Annotated in this window: 17 protein-coding genes; 5 read left to right on the forward strand and 12 right to left on the reverse strand. The window is 62.5% G+C overall.

Translation table 11 applies throughout. The annotated features are described in order from the left end of the window. Together VGD45_RS08365 and VGD45_RS08370 are read right to left on the reverse strand one after the other, a co-directional pair. A partial coding sequence (locus VGD45_RS08365) for a HAMP domain-containing protein (protein ID WP_331154830.1) occupies nucleotides 1–1,137 on the reverse strand: 1,137 nt, incomplete at its 3' end. Nucleotides 1,138–1,181: 44 nt separating this feature from the next. Further along, nucleotides 1,182–1,607: a response regulator gene (locus VGD45_RS08370; protein WP_331154831.1), complete on the reverse strand. Its 426-nt coding sequence runs from the start codon at nucleotides 1,605–1,607 to the stop codon at nucleotides 1,182–1,184. Between the two features lie 362 nt (nucleotides 1,608–1,969). Here VGD45_RS08370 and VGD45_RS08375 point away from each other — a divergent pair, with 362 nt between their 5' ends. Beyond that, nucleotides 1,970–2,374: a response regulator gene (locus VGD45_RS08375; protein ID WP_331154832.1), complete on the forward strand. Its 405-nt coding sequence runs from the start codon at nucleotides 1,970–1,972 to the stop codon at nucleotides 2,372–2,374. A 12-nt stretch (nucleotides 2,375–2,386) separates the two neighbouring features. Here the strand turns inward: VGD45_RS08375 and VGD45_RS08380 are convergent, their stop codons facing one another. After that, nucleotides 2,387–2,569, reverse strand: coding sequence for a hypothetical protein (locus VGD45_RS08380; protein ID WP_331154833.1), 183 nt, complete (start codon nucleotides 2,567–2,569; stop codon nucleotides 2,387–2,389). A 161-nt stretch (nucleotides 2,570–2,730) separates the two neighbouring features. Then, nucleotides 2,731–3,360: a nucleotidyltransferase family protein gene (locus VGD45_RS08385; RefSeq protein WP_331154834.1), complete on the reverse strand. Its 630-nt coding sequence runs from the start codon at nucleotides 3,358–3,360 to the stop codon at nucleotides 2,731–2,733. A gap of 91 nt (nucleotides 3,361–3,451) precedes the next feature. On the opposite strand from VGD45_RS08385, the gene def reads away from it, so the two are divergent. From def to VGD45_RS08405, 4 genes are read left to right on the forward strand one after another with little or no spacing between them, the layout of a single operon-like run. Further along, nucleotides 3,452–3,985, forward strand: coding sequence for a peptide deformylase (def, locus tag VGD45_RS08390; protein WP_331154835.1), 534 nt, complete (start codon nucleotides 3,452–3,454; stop codon nucleotides 3,983–3,985). A 38-nt stretch (nucleotides 3,986–4,023) separates the two neighbouring features. Next, nucleotides 4,024–5,502 carry an NADP-dependent succinate-semialdehyde dehydrogenase gene (gene gabD / locus VGD45_RS08395; protein ID WP_331154836.1) on the forward strand — a complete coding sequence of 493 codons (1,479 nt, stop codon included), beginning with the start codon at nucleotides 4,024–4,026 and terminating at the stop codon, nucleotides 5,500–5,502. Then, nucleotides 5,502–5,945 (forward strand): OsmC family protein, encoded by a 444-nt coding sequence (locus tag VGD45_RS08400; RefSeq protein WP_331154837.1) that lies wholly within the window; start codon nucleotides 5,502–5,504, stop codon nucleotides 5,943–5,945. Before gabD ends, VGD45_RS08400 begins: the two co-directional genes overlap by 1 nt. Continuing rightward, a complete protein-coding gene (locus VGD45_RS08405) occupies nucleotides 5,942–6,373 on the forward strand; it encodes an OsmC family protein (RefSeq protein ID WP_331154838.1) in 432 nt (143 codons plus the stop codon). Before VGD45_RS08400 ends, VGD45_RS08405 begins: the two co-directional genes overlap by 4 nt. 149 nt (nucleotides 6,374–6,522) lie before the next feature. On the opposite strand, the gene VGD45_RS08410 is transcribed toward VGD45_RS08405, so the two are convergent. The 8 genes from VGD45_RS08410 to VGD45_RS08445 all read right to left on the reverse strand — a co-directional run bounded on the left by VGD45_RS08410 (nucleotide 6,523) and on the right by VGD45_RS08445 (nucleotide 14,934). After that, nucleotides 6,523–7,179 (reverse strand): DUF4351 domain-containing protein, encoded by a 657-nt coding sequence (locus tag VGD45_RS08410; protein ID WP_331154839.1) that lies wholly within the window; start codon nucleotides 7,177–7,179, stop codon nucleotides 6,523–6,525. A gap of 310 nt (nucleotides 7,180–7,489) precedes the next feature. Further along, nucleotides 7,490–8,674, reverse strand: a complete 1,185-nt coding sequence (locus tag VGD45_RS08415; protein WP_331154840.1) for a multidrug effflux MFS transporter — start codon at nucleotides 8,672–8,674, stop codon at nucleotides 7,490–7,492. Further along, nucleotides 8,671–9,513, reverse strand: a complete 843-nt coding sequence (gene fghA, locus VGD45_RS08420; protein ID WP_331154841.1) for an S-formylglutathione hydrolase — start codon at nucleotides 9,511–9,513, stop codon at nucleotides 8,671–8,673. Before fghA ends, VGD45_RS08415 begins: the two co-directional genes overlap by 4 nt. A gap of 13 nt (nucleotides 9,514–9,526) precedes the next feature. Beyond that, entirely contained in the window at nucleotides 9,527–10,636 is a 1,110-nt protein-coding gene (locus VGD45_RS08425) for an S-(hydroxymethyl)glutathione dehydrogenase/class III alcohol dehydrogenase (RefSeq protein WP_331154842.1), read from the reverse strand. A 52-nt stretch (nucleotides 10,637–10,688) separates the two neighbouring features. After that, nucleotides 10,689–11,483, reverse strand: coding sequence for a phosphatase PAP2 family protein (locus tag VGD45_RS08430; RefSeq protein ID WP_331154843.1), 795 nt, complete (start codon nucleotides 11,481–11,483; stop codon nucleotides 10,689–10,691). Nucleotides 11,484–11,507: 24 nt separating this feature from the next. After that, nucleotides 11,508–12,719, reverse strand: coding sequence for an ABC transporter permease (locus tag VGD45_RS08435; RefSeq protein ID WP_331154844.1), 1,212 nt, complete (start codon nucleotides 12,717–12,719; stop codon nucleotides 11,508–11,510). Continuing rightward, a complete protein-coding gene (locus tag VGD45_RS08440) occupies nucleotides 12,719–13,435 on the reverse strand; it encodes an ABC transporter ATP-binding protein (RefSeq protein WP_331154845.1) in 717 nt (238 codons plus the stop codon). The genes VGD45_RS08435 and VGD45_RS08440 overlap by 1 nt, the downstream gene beginning before the upstream one ends. A 5-nt stretch (nucleotides 13,436–13,440) precedes the next feature. After that, nucleotides 13,441–14,934 (reverse strand): efflux RND transporter periplasmic adaptor subunit, encoded by a 1,494-nt coding sequence (locus VGD45_RS08445; RefSeq protein WP_331154846.1) that lies wholly within the window; start codon nucleotides 14,932–14,934, stop codon nucleotides 13,441–13,443.

Below are 14,934 nucleotides of genomic sequence, written 5' to 3' on the forward strand. Positions count from 1 at the left end.
CATGTGGTTCACGTTATCGGTGAGGTCCTTCCAGGTGCCGGCGACGCCTTCCACTTTCGCCTGGCCGCCGAGCTTGCCTTCCGTACCCACTTCGCGCGCCACGCGCGTCACTTCGGAGGCGAACGAGTTGAGCTGGTCCACCATGGTATTCACGGTGCTCTTCAGCTCCAGAATTTCGCCGCGCGCATCGACGGTAATTTTCTTGGAAAGATTGCCGCTCGCCACCGCGGTAGTGACCTCGGCGATGTTTCGGACCTGGCCGGTCAGGTTCGCGGCCATGTGGTTCACGTTATCGGTGAGGTCCTTCCAGGTGCCGGCGACGCCTTCCACTTTCGCCTGGCCGCCGAGCTTGCCTTCCGTACCCACTTCGCGCGCCACGCGCGTCACTTCGGACGCGAACGAATTGAGCTGGTCCACCATGGTGTTCACGGTGTTCTTCAGCTCCAGCATTTCGCCTTTGACGTCGACGGTGATTTTTTTGGAAAGATTACCGCTCGCCACCGCGGTGGTGACTTCGGCGATGTTTCGCACCTGGCCGGTCAGGTTGGCGGCCATGTGGTTCACCGAGTCGGTGAGGTCCTTCCAGGTGCCGGCGACGCCTTTCACGTGCGCCTGACCGCCGAGTTTGCCATCCGTACCCACTTCGCGCGCCACACGCGTCACTTCGGAAGCGAACGAGGCGAGCTGATCCACCATGGTGTTCACGGAAGTGCTGATGCGCAGGTACTCGCCTCGCATCGGCCGGCCGTCGACTTCGAGATTCATGGTCTGCGACAGGTCGCCGTTCGCGACGGCGCCGATGACGCGCGCCACTTCGGATACGGGATAGGCCATTTCGCCGACCAGGCCGTTCACCGAGTCGATACAGTGCGACCAGCTGCCGCTGGCGGTGTTGAGGCGGGCGCGTTCGGAGATGCGGCCTTCGCGGCCGATCATTTCGCGCAGCCGGGCGAACTCCCGGGTCATGGAGTCGTTGAGCTCGACCACGTCGTTGAAGGTCGTGGCGATCTCGCCATCGATTCCGGCCATATCCATGGGCAGGCGGACAGAGAAGTCGCCGCGCTTCAGCATGCGCAACGCCTTGAGGATGTCGCCGCGGTCCAGTGAAGCCGCGGTCTCGATTACAGCTTGGGCCATTTACTCACCCGTCGACGATCCAGACGCGGGGTGGATGGCGTTGTTTAGTCGCGGGGCGGCAGCTGAGCCACTGCCGCGATCAACGCTCGTTCCACGTCCGCTTCGGTATAGGGCTTCGCGAGGAAGCCCAGAGGTTGTGCGTCCTTGACCCGGTCGCCCAACGACGCCAGGGGCGCTCCGGTCATCAGCAAAGCCGGGATGCCGTGCCGGGCGCGCAAGGCGATGGCGGCATCGATGCCGTCCCCGCCGTCGCCGGCCAGGCCGACGTCCACGATCGCCAGGTCCGTCGGCGTGCCGGCCGCGAAGGCCAAGGCCGTCCTCAATGAAGGAGCGATGCCGCTGACTTCATGGCCCAGGTCCCGCAACACGCCTTGCAGAAACAGGCTGACCAGCGATTCGTCTTCGACGATCAATACGCGCAGCACCCGGGTGACGGCGTCCGTTGCGGAAGAATCGGAATTCATTTGCATGCGATGAGCACGTCCACCGCGCCGCTACTCCCGGAAATATATCGCGCCCAATGACCGCGGTTTTCCACCCTGCGGCCACACCTACTGCCCCTAACTCGCGGCACCTTGAGAATATGTCGTTGTTTCGAGCCAGGTCGCGGCGCAGACCACCAAATGCGCTGCTCGTGTAGAAAGTTCCGCGTCGCTCCCAAGGTGCTTCATGATTGTGACTGAAATACTTACAAGAAGTGCGTTATGACGTACTTTTCTTAGGCTTTACCGTAGGTTATACGCAGGGTGCGCGGACTGCAGTACACTGCGCCGCTCAGCGCGCCGGGTCGCCATGGTGGCAGCCAGGCAAGTAAGAAGACAACCAAAGATCCATGACAGATACGCAGTCAGGACCCGCTCGCGTTCTCATCGTCGAAGACGAGATGCTGGTGCGGATGTTTGCGGTGGACGCCCTCGAGGATTCCGGCTTTCAGGTACTGCAGGCGGGCGACGCCGGAGAGGCGACGGCCGCGTTGGCCGGGGCGCCAGATGTCGCAGCGGTCATCGTAGACATGGGCTTGCCGGATCGGTCTGGCGACCAGCTCGCCGCGGAAATGCGGGCCCAGCGGCAAAGCCTGCCCATCCTGATCGCCAGCGGTCGCAGCGAGCGCGAGTTGAAGGACAAATTCGCGGCCGACAAGCGCATCGGCGTGCTGGTCAAACCGTACACGGCGTCCATGCTGATCAATGCGCTGGCCGCATTAGGGGTGCAGGCTCCGTCGCCTCAACCTCTATAGGGGCGAGCCGCGTCAGTGACTGCGGCTCCACTCGTCGGGCCGGTTCTGGTCCTTCACTTTGCCTGGATTGGCGGCTTCGCCCTTGCGATAGCCCCGCTCGAACAGCCGTTTGCGGAACACGAAAATGGTCAGCGCGATCGCCAGCGCCAGCAGTATCACCACGGCGACGAAGTGCTGTTGGAAAAACTCCTGCATGACGCACTACCTCTGAAGCGACGTTCCTAGAGGTAACGGCTGAACGACTGGCGATGTTTCCCCGGCAGTCGCTGGGTAACTCAGCGCTTGCGCCTGGCGCGCAGCCAGATCACGGCGATGACGAACGCGATCAGCAGCAGAATGACGACGACGCGCAAGCGCTAGCTCTCCGGGGTGGGGGCGCTGTAGGTCGATTCCGGCCGCTGAAAACGTTCCGTGAGCAGGGCGAGATCTTCCGGGGTATCCAGATCGATGGCCGCGTTCGCCATGGGCACGCGCGTCAGCCGATAGTTGTTTCGTTCGAGCACCATGCGCGCGCCTTGATCGCCGCGCAGCTCGGCCAGCTCGCTGAAGCTCAAGCGCGGAAAAATCGCTGGCACGCCGACGCGCTGATCGTACACGCTGGCCGCGATCATGCTCTCCTCGCCTTTCCATGCGCTGACCAGTCGCTTCAAATCGTCCGCGGTAACGGCGACCTGATCGCCCAACAGCACCATCACTGCATGACACGCCGGCGGCAACGACGCGACCCCGAAGCGCAGCGACGACGCCATGCCTTCTTCCCAGTGGCGATTGACGATCACCGAGGCGGGCGAATGGGCCAGCAGATGGGTCATCTCACGGGCATGCGCGCCGACCACGACGGTGACGGCATGGCCGGCCACGGCCACGGCATTGGACACCACGATGTGCAGCGCCGGCCGACCGGCCAGCTTCACCAGCTGTTTCGGCTGACCCAGACGCCTTGAAGCGCCGGCAGCGAGCACCAGAACATGGGGTGTTGAAGACATGCGGTGACAGTTGGATGACAGGCGATTTGGGTCAGATAGGTTACGATGGCGATGCGGTGGTGTCGCCGGTTTTTAACGTTCGATTTGTAACATGGCTGTCCGTCCGGTCTTGAGAATGGGTGATCCCGTGCTGCTGCAGGTGGCGAAGCCTGTGGAGCACTTCGACACGCCCGAGCTGCGCGCGCTGCTCCAGGATATGAAAGACACCATGGCCGCGCTGAACGGCGCGGGCATCGCCGCCCCGCAGATTGGCACATCGCTCCAAGTCGTGATCTTTGGCGTGGGCAAGAATCCGCGCTATCCGCAGGCCGAAGAAGTGCCTTACACCGAGCTGATCAATCCCGTGCTGGAGCCGCAGACCGACGCGATGGAAGATGGCTGGGAGGGCTGCCTGTCCGTTCCCGGCATGCGCGGCGTGGTGCCTCGTTACACGAAGCTGCGCTATCGCGGCTTCGATCCGCAGGGCCGGCCCATCGATCGCACCGTCGAGGGCTTTCACGCCCGGGTCGTGCAACACGAAGTCGATCACTTGCACGGCATCCTCTATCCCATGCGCATCCGCGATCTGCGCAATTTCGGTTTCAACGAAGCATTGTTCCCCGGTCAGCAGCTGGTCGACGATTGATTCGCCGCGCTGACCCTTATTTCCAGTCGGAGCATTCCATGGCCGCCGCCCCTCAGAGCACGTTGTCCCTTCGCGATCCCAGTCTGTTTCGCCAGCAAGCCTTCGTCGGTGGGCGTTGGGTGGATGCAGCCGGCGGCGAGGTGAAACAAGTCTTCAATCCCGCCAACGGTCAGCTCGTCGGCACCGTGCCGAACTGCGGCGCGAAGGAAGCGCGGGAAGCCATCGAGGCCGCGGACAAGGCGCTGGCCGACTGGCGCTCGCGCACTGCGAAGGTGCGCGCACAGCTGCTGCGCAAATGGTTCGATCTGATCATGGCGAATCAGGAAGATCTCGCCGTGCTCATGACCGTCGAGCAGGGCAAGCCGCTGGCGGAAAGCCGCGGCGAGATTGCGTACGCCGCTTCATTCATCGAATGGTTCGCCGAAGAAGGTAAGCGCGCTTATGGCGACGTGATTCCCGCGCACGGCACGGACAAGCGTATCGTCGTGTTGAAGCAGCCCATCGGCGTCACGGCCGCGATCACGCCTTGGAACTTCCCCACGGCCATGATCACTCGCAAGGCCGGCCCGGCGCTGGCGGCGGGCTGCACCATGGTCATCAAACCGTCCGAGCTCACTCCTTTCTCTGCACTCGCGTTGTGCGTGCTCGCGGAGCGTGCGGGGTTGCCGTCGGGAATCCTTTCGGTGGTCACGGGCGATCCGAAGCCGATCGGTGGCGAATTCACCAGCAATCCGTTGGTGCGCAAGCTGAGCTTCACCGGGTCCACGCCGGTGGGCAAGCTGCTCATGTCTCAGTGCGCCGGCACGGTGAAGAAAGTTTCTTTGGAGCTGGGCGGCAACGCGCCGTTCATCGTGTTCGACGATGCGGATCTGGAAGCGGCCGTGAATGGCGCGATCGCCTCGAAGTATCGCAATGCCGGCCAGACGTGCGTGTGCGCCAATCGCATTTACGTCCAAAGCGGCATCTACGATCGCTTCGCCGCGCGCCTGGCCGAGAAGGTGTCTTCCATGAAGGTGGGCAACGGCTTGGATCAAGGCACGGTTATCGGGCCGCTGATCGAAGAGAAAGCCATCGCGAAGGTCGAAGAGCACGTGCGCGATGCTGTGAGCAAGGGCGCGAAGGTTGTCGTCGGCGGGAAGCGCGCCGATGGCAACGGTCACTTCTATGTGCCCACGGTGCTGACGGGCATCAAGGCGGACATGCTGGTCTTGCGCGAAGAAACATTCGGGCCGGTGGCGCCGCTGATGAAGTTCGAGACCGAGGAAGAAGTGATTCGGCTGGCGAACTCCACCGAGTTCGGACTCGCCGCTTATTTCTATAGCCGTGACATCGCGCGTGTCTGGCGCGTGGCGGAAGCGCTGGAGAGCGGCATCGTCGGCATCAACGAAGGCATCATCTCCACCGAAGTCGCACCTTTCGGCGGCGTGAAGGAGAGCGGCATCGGTCGCGAAGGCTCCAAGTACGGCATCGACGACTATCTCGAGATCAAGTATCTCTGCATGGGCGGGATTAGCTGATGAAGGCGCGCATCAAGTGGGTGCAGGACGTGATGTTCCTCGGCGAGTCCGGGTCGGGACATACCGTCGTGATGGACGGCGCACCCGACGCGGGCGGACGGAATCTCGGGTTTCGGCCGATGGAGATGTTGTTACTCGGACTCGGCGGCTGTTCCGCCTTCGACGTCATGCTGATCTTGAAGCGAGGGCGCGAGGCGGTGACCGATTGCGTCGTCGACATCGACGCCGAGCGCGCCACCACCGACCCCAAAGTCTTCACCAAGATCGTCATGCACTACACGGTCACCGGACACGCGCTCGACCGCAAGAAAGTCGAGCGCGCCGTGCAGCTGTCGGCGGAGAAATATTGCTCGGCGAGCGCCATCATGGCGAAGACGGCTGAGCTTTCTCATACCATCACCATCGTCGAGTCCCAACCTACTTCCTCTGGAGCAACGGCATGAAACGCACTGCATCCGCCGTCTGGAAAGGCGGCTTGAAAGACGGCAAGGGCGCCATCTCTACCGAGAGCGGCGTGCTCAGCGATACTCAATATTCCTTTTCGACCCGCTTCGAGGAAGGCAAAGGCACCAACCCCGAAGAACTGATCGCCGCCGCCCACGCCGGCTGCTTCAGCATGGCCCTGTCCGCCCAACTCGGCAACGAGGGTAAGACCCCTGAAAACATTCAGACCGAAGCTGCCGTGACCTTGCTTAAAACCGACGCCGGCTTCACCGTCACCGCCGTCCACCTGAAAGTCCGCGCCAAAGTCCCCGGCTCCACCCCACCCGACTTCCTCAAAGCCGCCGAAGCCGCCAAGGCCAACTGCCCCATCTCGCGCCTGCTCAAAGCGGAAATCACGATGGAAGCAAAGCTGGAAGGCTGGACCTGAGCTAGTTTCGCAAGACTGCCTGTAGACTTCCGGCGGCCAACAAGCGATCGCCAATCGCGTCCAGTTCCTCGCTGGATCTGGACGCGATGTGGTCCTTCACTTCCTCACTCAGCGGACCGGCCGCGGCAGGCCGCGCTGAAGGTGACGAGCTAGCTTTTCGGAGTTAGCGCTTCCTCCAGGCTCGCCGCGGTCAGCAATCGATCGCCGATCGCGTCCAGTTCCTCGATGGAGCTGGCGGCTATCCGCTGTTTTACTTCTTCAGTCAGCGGGCCGAACCGCGCGTTGAGCTGACGCGTAATCAACGCCGCGCGTCCTTCCACGCATCCTTCCGATCGACCTTGCGTGAAATAGCGCTTCGCAAAGTCGCTCTGATACTCATACTTGAATGGGAGCATGTTCTGCACCGCCGTACGGGCGGCCTCACTCAGTGCATCCAGGATCACGTCAAAGTACAGATTGGACCAGTCAGCGTCGAGCTTGGCGCTGACCCCCAACGCAATGGTCGCGATTTGTGCGGCCTTCGCGACATTCGGATCGCGACCATGCGCCACTGCCGATAGTATCGCCAGCTCCGGAGCTATTTCCCCGCTCGCTGAGTCGGCAATTGCCGGGATTTCGTCCGGCAGAACAACTCGTGGAATGAAAACGTTGGCGCAGCCTATAGGGATGGGTTGTTCAGCCCACCTGGCCACGTCCATGTCCTTGCAGACTACGAGCAAACAAACCGGGCAGCGCCACCGCGCGCGCAAGGTAGCCACGTATACGGGCCAAGAATATCGCTTGCTGCCATCGATCGACAGCTGCACCTCGAGAATGACGCAGAGCACGGGCTTGCCATTCGAAATCGATAGTACGAGATCCGCGCGATATTCCGTGGGCTGTATCTCGGAAAGATCTGCTGACTCGATCTTGACGTCGGTGTAGCGCGGCAGCCCTCCGCACACTTTATCGCGGAGCAGGTCGAGCGCCAGCTGTGGGCGGAGACGGAACAAGTAGACTAGCGCTTCGTGAAGTCGCGATGGCATGCACGAAGCCTATGGCCGTGCGCGTGTGTGTAGCGACCTGAATTTTATAAATAACAAAGCTAACAAACGAATTCGAGATATCGAGATCGTGCTAGGGCAGCGTCCGCCGCACCCAGAGATAGCACAGCAACGCTAGAGATGCGCCAGTGGTCATGATCGCAGCGAGGGTGTGGACGGCGCCGTTGTTGAAGGCGGCGACGGCGAGACCGCCGCAGGTGGTGAGGGTGGATTGGGTGGCGCCCATCAAGGCGGAGGCGGTGCCGGCGTTGCGGCCGTGAGGGGCGAGCGCTAAAGCAGAAACATTGGGGCTGACGCGGCCGACGCTGAGGAAGAACAACAGCTGCAGCGAGACCACCGCCCACAGCGGCAAATGGAATAAGAAACTGAGGGCGAGCAAAATAAAGCCCAGCACGGGCGAAGCCCAGACATAGCGCGACAGCACCTGACGCGGCGTCATCGTTCGCAAGGCGCGCATGTTGAGCATGCTCGCGGACATGAACGCCAATCCATTCAACCCGATCAGTGCGCCGAACTGCTGCGCCGACAAGCCATAGTTCTCCGTGATCACTCGGGGTGCGCCGGTCACGTAACAAAACATCGACGTCATGGAGAAGCCGAGCAGCAGCGATAAAGCCATGAAGTGGCGATCGCGAGTCAGCCGGCCGTAGTTACGAAGGATGTCACCAAAGCTCACGTTGGGATCGCGAGTGACATTGGACTCCCTCAGCACGTTGTGCATGGTGAGCATCAACGTCAGCGCCAGCAGGGCCTGGACGACGAACGTCGCGCGCCAACCCAAGTAAGTAACAATCAACCCGCCCACAGCCGGCGCGAGCACCGGCCCAAGGGCAACGATCATCGTCAGCGTAGTAAACGCTCGCGCCGCTTCGTGAGGCTCACAGCGATCTCGCACGATCGCGCGACCAATGACCAAACCCGCGCACCCGCCCAACGCCTGGACGACGCGCATCACCGTGAGCATCGTCATGTTGACCGCCAGCGCACATCCCAGCGCGCCGATCATATAAACGCCGAACCCAAAGTACAGCGGCGGCTTGCGACCGAAGCGGTCGCTGATGGGTCCGTAGAACAGCTGACCGATGGCGATGCCGATGATGAACGCCGCCATCGTCACTTCGACGCCGCGCTCGCCGAACTCGCGCTCGATGGCGGGGAAGCCGGGCAAATACATGTCGATCGAGACCGGCCCGACGGCGGTCATCGCCGCAACCAGAATCAACCACCCGGGAAGTCGTGGCCTCGACGCGCCGGTCAAGTCAGCAGCTGGCGGCCATGGTGCCGCAAATGGTCTTCCATGAACGTTGAGATGAAATAATAGCCGTGGTCGTAGCCCGGATGCATCCGGAAATGCAGCTCGCTGCCTGACTCCCTGACAGCGTCGGCGAACAGATCCGGTTTCAATTGCTCCTCGAGGAATTTATCGCGCGACCCCTGATCGATGAGGATGGGCCGCGGATACCGCTGCTTGCGAATCAACTCGCTGGCGTCATATTCCTTCCAGGCATTGCGATCCTCGCCCAGATAGCCGCTGAACGCCTTGATGCCCCAGGGCACTTGCGAGGGCGACGAGATCGGCGCGAACGCCGACACTGAGAGATACTGCTTCGGATTGCGGAACGCGCAGACGAGCGCCCCGTGACCGCCCATCGAATGTCCAAAGATGCCTTGCCGGTCCATGCGCGCAGGCCCGAGCGACTGCACGATCTCCGGCAACTCGCGCGTCACATAGCTATACATCCGATAATTCTGCGACCACGGCGCCTGAGTGGAGTCGACGTAGAACCCGGCCGCGATGCCGAAATCCCAGCTGGCGTCGTCGCCAGGGAAGCGCACTTTGCGCGGACTGGTGTCCGGCGCGACCAGGATCATTCCAAGCTCGGCGGCGACACGCTGCGCGCCCGCCTTCATGATGAATGTTTCATCCGTGCAAGTGAGGCCGGCGAGGTAATACAGCACTGGCGCCTTGCCCTTCTCCGCCTGCGGCGGCAGGTACACGGAAAATTTCATCTCGGTCCGACACTCACGCGACTCATGCGAATAAAAACGCACCCAGCCACCGAAACAGGCATGTTCCGAGACGAGATTGAGTGTCATGACGCGATCTCCTCTAATAGACGACCACCGACCGAATGGACTCGCCCGAATGCATCAGGTCGAACGCCTGGTTGATGTCATCGAGCGGCATCTTGTGGGTAATGAGCTCGTCGATCTTGATCTTACCGTCCATATACCAGTCGACGATCTTGGGCACATCGGTACGTCCACGCGCGCCGCCGAACGCCGTGCCCTTCCAGACCCGGCCCGTGACCAGCTGGAACGGACGCGTCTTGATCTCCTGCCCCGCGCCGGCCACGCCGATGATGATCGACTCGCCCCAGCCGCGATGACAGCACTCCAGCGCCTGACGCATCAGGTCGACGTTGCCCACGCATTCGAAACTGTAATCCGCGCCGCCGTCGGTGAGCGACACGAGGTAAGGCACGAGGTCGCCCTCGACCTCCTTGGGATTGACGAAATGAGTCATGCCGAACTGCTCGGCCAGCGCCTTGCGCGCCGGATTGATATCGACGCCGACGATTTTGTTCGCTCCGGCCAGGCGCGCGCCTTGAATCACATTCAAGCCGATGCCGCCCAACCCGAAGACGACGACGTTGGCGCCCGGCTCCACCTTAGCGGTGTTGATGACGGCGCCGATGCCCGTGGTGACACCGCAACCGATGTAGCAAACCTTCTCGAATGGCGCGTCCTCGCGGATCTTGGCGAGCGCGATCTCCGGCATCACGGTGTAGTTGGAGAATGTGGAGCAGCCCATGTAGTGATGGACCATGTCCTTACCGATGGAAAAGCGGCTGGTGCCGTCCGGCATCAGCCCCTTACCTTGCGTGGCGCGGATGGCCGTGCACAAGTTGGTCTTCTGTGACAGGCACGACTTACATTGCCGACACTCCGGCGTGTACAGCGGAATGACGTGATCGCCCTTCTTCAACGAAGTCACGCCGCGTCCCACGTCGACCACGACGCCCGCGCCTTCGTGACCGAAGATCGCCGGGAACAAACCTTCGGGGTCCGCGCCCGAGCGCGTGAACTCATCGGTGTGACATACGCCCGACGCCTTGATCTCCACCAGCACCTCGCCGTCACGCGGCCCATCCAGGTCCAGAGTCATGACTTCGAGGGGCTTGCCAGCGGCGAAGGCGACAGCGGCGCGGGTTTTCATGATTAGTGTGCTGAGAGCCGGGAACGGGGAGCGAAGATTGTCCTCCTTCGTGCTAGAACCGCAAGTGCATCCGAATCACCGCGCCACCCTCGACCGGCTGCAATGCCAGCGTCGAGTCCGGCGCGGACAATCCCATGAACGCGTCATTGATAAAGGAGGCGACGAAGTTGCCGAGCGCCATGCTAAACAGCGTGTCCGCCGGGTAATGCCAGCCTGCTTCGATTCGCGCCCACGACGTGCCGATGGTGAGCGCATGCAATCCGACGTCGAGTGCGACACGCGTGCCGTCGTACATCTCGATCGATTGCAGATTGCGAGACGCGAGCCTCGTATGCACGGCCGACGAAGACGTGTGTCCGGACGGGAAGCTTTCGCCGGCGAGCCCATTGGGACGTTCCCGATCGAAGCCTTTTTTCATTCGATTGGTGATCTGACCGGTCGCACTCACGGCGGCCATGTCGACCAGCGTGCCTTTGAGTTTGTTGAGCAGCCACTCGTCCGGCTCATCGCCGCTGGGTGTCGCAAGAATGGTGACGCGGTGAGCGAAGGCGGAAGCAGAGCGCAGATCGTCGCTCCACTGCTCGGCGCTGCTCTGTGAACCGAACACTGGTGTGTGCTCGCGTGCCCAATCCGACGTGCGGCGATCGAGGTTGTCGATTTGAAATGCGGCCGCGCCGAGCAGCGGACCCCAGGTCCAGGGATCCTTGGCGGCATTCACGGCCGATGTTTGTATCCGTTGCCAGCCGGGAACCAGGGTCGCTTCTTCACCCCAGCCCTTGCCATCCGGCAGCGTGCCGCATCCCGACAGCAAGAGCGCACACAAGACGATCGCAGAGCGTGATGGCATGACCCTCACCCATCTGGACCCCTGCTACTCGTGCCGTAGCGCCTCGATGGGATCGAGCTGCGCGGCGCGCCGTGCAGGGAAGTAACCGAACACGATGCCTACTGCGGCGGAGAAAGCGAAGGATAGCACCACGATGCCAGGGTTCAGCACGAAGGGCACATTGAACGCATTGGTCGCGAGCGCGCCCGCGCTCAATCCCAGCACGATGCCGATGACGCCGCCGAACGCCGCTAGCGTGACCGCTTCGATCAGGAATTGCAGTAGTACATCACGCGCCATGGCGCCCACCGCCAGGCGTGTACCGATTTCACGCGTTCGTTCGGTCACGGACACGAGCATGATGTTCATGATGCCGACGCCGCCGACCAGCAAGCTGACCGCCGCCACCGCGGCCAGCAGGCTCGTGAGCACGCGGGTGGTCTGCGTCATGGCGCTGCTGATTTCCTTCAGGTCGCGCACGTTGAAATCGTCGTCCGCGCCAGGCCGAATTTTTCGCCGCTCGCGCATCAGTCGTTCGAGGTCCGCTTGTACCTTTTCCGTCGACACGCCGTCGCGCGCCGACACCATGATGGAATTGACGTCGGCGTTACCCACCATGCGTCGTTGTAACGTTCGCAGCGGCACCAGCACCAGATCGTCCTGGTCCTGGCCGAAGCCGGACTGTCCCTTGGAGCTCAACGTGCCGATGACCTGGCAGGACAGGGTCTTCAGGCGAATGCTCGTGCCCAGGGGATCTTCCTGGCCGAACAGTTCGCGTTGCGGCGTGGCGCCGAGGATGCATACGGCCGCGCCGGCGCGCAGCTCCGATTCGGAAAAGTTGCGGCCACTGGCAAGCGGCCAGTCGCGCACCGAAATGTATTGATCGTCGCTGCCGGTGACCATGGTCGACCAATTTGCGTTTCCATAGATCGCCTGAGCGCTCGTGTTCGCGGCTGGAGCGACCGTGCGCACACCGCTGATCTCGTTCTTGACCGCCTCGACATCGTCCATGGTGAACGGCGGCGACGACGAGCGCGCGCCGCCCGGTCCGCCGAAGCCCTGGCCGCGAAAGACTTGCAGCAGGTTGGAACCGAGCTTCTGGATGTCGGCCTGCACTTGCGCAGTCGCGCCTTCGCCGATGGTGACCATGGTGATCACCGCGCCGACGCCGATGACGATGCCGAGAATAGTCAGCGTCGAGCGCAGGACGTTGCGGCGGATCTCGCGCAGCGCGAGGACGATGGCGTTAGCGAACATTACAGTTCCCGCACCGGCTCGTTGGCCTGATCGCTTTCGATGTGACCATCGCGGAATCGAACGACGCGTCGGGTCCAGGCGGCGATGTCCGGCTCGTGCGTGACCATCGCGATGGTGATGCCGCGCTGCTCGTTCAAGCTCGTCAGCAGCTTCATGATTTCCGCGCTGGTGGCCGTATCGAGATTACCCGTGGGCTCGTCGGCGAACAGCACCTGGGGCTGCGACACGATCGCGCGTGCAATCGCCACGCGCTGTTGCTGACCGCCCGATAGCTGACTCGGCACGTGAGTTTCACGTCCAGCCAATCCGACTTCGTGCAACGCCTTGCGCGCCATGGCGCGACGCTGCTCCTTCGGCACGTGCCGATACACCAGCGGCAACTCGACATTCTCGAGCGCCGTCGTTCGACTGAGCAGATTGAAGCCCTGGAACACGAAGCCCAGATAATTCCGCCGCAGCAGCGCGCGTTGATCGGCGTTCATCGTGCCCACGGGCACGCCGAGGAACTTATAAGTACCGCCGGTCGGTGTATCGAGGCAGCCCAGAATGTTCATGCACGTCGACTTGCCGGAGCCGCTGGGCCCCATCACGGCGACGAACTCGCCGGGATGGATGGTCAAATCGATGCCGCGCAAGGCGCGCACTTCGCCCTCGCCGTGACCATAGATCTTGGTCACTTGCGACAGATCGATGACGGGCGTCGGACTGGAAGGCATGCCGGTCACGGCGCCGGCGCTCCGGAATCGACGATGACTTTGGTGCCCGGCTCGAGCTTGCGCTCGAACGCCTTTTTCATTTCTTCCGGACTCAAAGCGGGAGCGCCCGGCCCGTTGATACGCATGCCGCCACCTTCGGGAGGACGCATGCCGCCACCGCCCTCGGGACCACGCATACGCATGCCACCTTCTTGACCATTCGGCGGCCGCTCGAACGGCAGCACTTGAGTCATGCGGCCATCGGTCGCGCCGGCACGGAACATCACCAGCGCCGGTTTGCCCTCTTCGAGAATGTACGCGCGGCCCATGCGACGGCCCGGCCCTTGTTGTTGCTGTCCGCGAGGACCGCCGAACCGCATCCTCGGCATGATCATCGACAGCGGACCACCGCCGCCCTGCGGGTTAGCCTGCGGTGTTTCCGGCGTGAAGCGCAACGCTGCGTTCGGCACGAGCACCGCATCGTTGATGTGAGTCGTGACAATCTCGGCCGTCGCTGTCATGCCCGGGCGCAACAGCAGCTCCGGATTGTCGACTTCGAGGACGGTCTCATACGTCACGACGCCCGTCGAAGTCGCGCTCGAGCTCGAACTGCTCGACGAAGAGGAGGACGCGCTCGACTTGGTATTGCTCGACGCAAAGTGCACCTGCGTGATGTGCGCGTTGAAGCGCCGGTTGGGATAGGCGTCGACGGTGAACGATGCTTCCTGGCCAACCTCGACCGAGCCCACGTCGGCCTCGTCCACCGACACGTGCAGCTCCATCTTTTTCAGATCTTCCGCCATGATGAACAGCACCGGCGCTGAAAACGACGCAGCCACGGTCTGACCGGGCTCGACGGAGCGCACCAGGATCACGCCGTTGATGGGCGAGCGAATCTCCGTCTTGCCGAGATCCGTCTTGATGGTTTCGAGACTGGCGCGCGCCTGAGCGACGGCCGCCTTGGCCGCCGCCAATTCACCATCGGCTCGCGCCGCGGCGGCCTCGGACACGTCGAGATCCTGTTGCGACGGCAGCTTGTTGCCGCTCAACTCACGCACTTTCTGCAGCCGCGCGAAATTGGCCTTGGCTTCCTTCGCGCCCGCATCCGCTTGCAACACGCGCGCCTCGGCCGACGCCAGCGAGCTCTCCGCCTGCAGCACCTGCGCCCTCAAGCGCGTGGTGTCGAGCACGGCGAGCACCTGTCCGGCTTTGACCTCGTCGTTCACGTCGACATTGACCTTGGCCACCGTGCCGGACAGCTCGCTGCCGATTTCGACTTGATTGCGCGGCTCGAGATTACCGGTGGCCGTAACGCTGACGGTCAGATCGCCGGTGACGACGTCCTGAGTCACATAGGACGTTTCTTTGGAGCCGCCGCGACCGAACGTGAAATACGCGGCCGCGATGACGACGATCGCGAGCACGCCCCACTTCAGATAGCGCTGCCACGGCGGCGGCCCTTCGAGCCCGGCTCTCAGGGTGTGAGACAGATCGGTGGAGTTGGTGGTTTCAGTATCCAT

This window comes from Steroidobacter sp., assembly GCF_036402275.1.
GTDB lineage: Bacteria > Pseudomonadota > Gammaproteobacteria > Steroidobacterales > Steroidobacteraceae > Steroidobacter.